This is a genomic window from Sulfolobus sp. B1 (genome assembly GCF_007050195.1).
In the GTDB taxonomy this organism is placed as follows: Archaea; Thermoproteota; Thermoprotei_A; order Sulfolobales; family Sulfolobaceae; genus Saccharolobus.
In genome coordinates, this window is record NZ_QIMI01000198.1 from 1 (window position 1) to 2,081 (window position 2,081).

The 2,081-nt window shown below is 37.0% G+C and carries 3 protein-coding genes; all 3 read right to left on the reverse strand.

The genetic code is table 11. The features are described 5' to 3' along the window. Positions 1-128: 128 nt before the first annotated feature. A complete protein-coding gene (locus DMP16_RS09360) occupies positions 129-545 on the reverse strand; it encodes a type II toxin-antitoxin system VapC family toxin (RefSeq protein WP_069284419.1) in 417 nt (138 codons plus the stop codon). Between the two features lie 38 nt (positions 546-583). After that, positions 584-814 carry a hypothetical protein gene (locus DMP16_RS09365; RefSeq protein WP_069284420.1) on the reverse strand — a complete coding sequence of 77 codons (231 nt, stop codon included), beginning with the start codon at positions 812-814 and terminating at the stop codon, positions 584-586. A 410-nt stretch (positions 815-1,224) separates the two neighbouring features. After that, on the reverse strand, positions 1,225-2,081 hold an 857-nt coding region (locus DMP16_RS09370), incomplete at its 5' end, for an AAA family ATPase (protein ID WP_143577148.1).

Genomic DNA, 2,081 nt, shown 5'->3' on the forward strand with positions numbered 1-2,081 from the left:
AGGGGTTTGGGTTTCATCGGATCTCATATATATCAACCCTTGGGCTTCACGGGAGTCGAGCGAATTCTTCGCCCTCCTTCGCCCCATTAGCGGGATAACCCCAACCCACAGTGGGGAATCATCTTGGGCTATGCAAGCCTTTCGGGATACATACCCACATCTTGCATTATGTAAAAAATATTAGTATGGAGTTGTATAAACTTAATTCTCTCACTGAAACTGCTTACCACGGGTTTACTTCTCAGCACGTTATCATCTGTTACTAATACAAGGTTTTTGCGCTTAGCAATTAATAAATAAGATGCGTCATAGATCGTTAAATCCTCCTTTGAGGCTAGGTCAAACACCTCTTCCTCTAGACCCTTTATTATATTAATAGGTATTACCTCCATCACCCTTCTTACTACTCTAATATACCTTTTGGACAAATCCTTACTGATTACCTTTAGCTTTGAGTATTCCTTCCATATAGCATTAATAGCCTCATATAGGGCTAGGTCCAACGTCTCTCCATCAGCTAAGAGTGTAACAGTGCCCCTTTTCATCAGGTTTATAATAGAACTTGCGTCAAATAGGTACTTACTCAAAGGTTATCCCTATCTTCACGTATTAATCTAGCAATCTCCTCGTCAGATATTTCTACTGTGCTTAACTCTTTGAGTTCCCCCTCTAACTCCTCCAATACTCTCCTCCTCACCTCCTCCTCTAGAGGCTTCCTAATTATTGGACCGGGCTTTATGCTATACTTATCCATTAAGTCTTTCAACTCACGGGGTATTTTGGCAGACACTGTTACATATTTTTTATTTTCCATAGTTTATTACTTAGTGTAGACATATATAAGGTTTACCCGCAATGTTATACCTTGAGTTCTTACCATATTAATCTTTACAACTAGCTGAGTATCCCTGTCATGAAGCTATAAATTCTGGTTAAGGTCCCAATTCAAACTTCTACGTAATTGAGCGTTTTACTCTTTTGATTAGCTTCTCCTCCTTCCTCCTACCCCTTCTACCGATATGAAAAAAGGTTCAATAAGTTTTACTTTCATAACTACAATAGTAAAACTAGGAAACGTGTTTATTGGGAAACTCGTGACAACGTTTAGTCATTGACGCATATTCGTGCCTTAAGTTAGAAATTGTCTTATTATAAGGATATCACTACTCCCATCACCGAAAATTATCTTAGGTACGTCACTTCGCGTAATATCTACTTTCACTCTTACTTGCCCTCTCGCTGTATAGCCTTGTACCTTAAATCTATAAAGTCCATCTCTTTAAGGGCTTCGTCCGCATTATATATCTCATAACTACCGTCACTTTTCAGTAATAAATAATAGACCATATCACTCTTTTCCTCATATACTGCCACATTTCCAATATAATATTCAATATCCATGCTTTGAGTAGTTATTATAAACTTAGACTCCAAGCCTAAAAGTATCTTTACCACTTTCTTCAATAACTCTGGGTGCATTGCAAATGCCTCCATGTCGTCAATCATGACTAAATCGTAAGGCTTTGTAAAATAGTTTAAAAGGAAGTAAATTAATGACCTATAACCTTGTCCAAGATCGTCTAATCTGATGTCAGACAAGTCCTCAAAAAGTACTCTAAGGACCTTCTTCTTTTCTTGCCCCTCCACTGTTAAGTAGATGTAGTGAATCCTTCTGTCAATGTTGTCTTTAACCCTCTTAGAAATCTCTTTTAACTGCTCAACACTAATGTTTATTTTTTCTATATCCTCGGACATTCTAGGCAAGATAAGCTGAAAGTCCATGTTACTTAATAGAGTTCTCCCTCTCCTCAACGCATACTTCCAGTTTATAAAAACCTCAATTATCGTATCTTGCCTTATTAACTTTTCAACTTCTTGTGGGGACGTGTTCCTATATTCGGCTATTTTATTTATATGATTATTAGAAGAAAGGAAATCTAAAGCTTCTAATATAGTAGTCTTTCCAACGTTATTATCTCCTAGTATTACTAACACTTTAAACTTAGGTAGTTTGATGTCTATCTTCTTATCAAACTTCTTAAAATTTAGTATCCTTATCCCCTCTCCTAGATCTTCCAGTC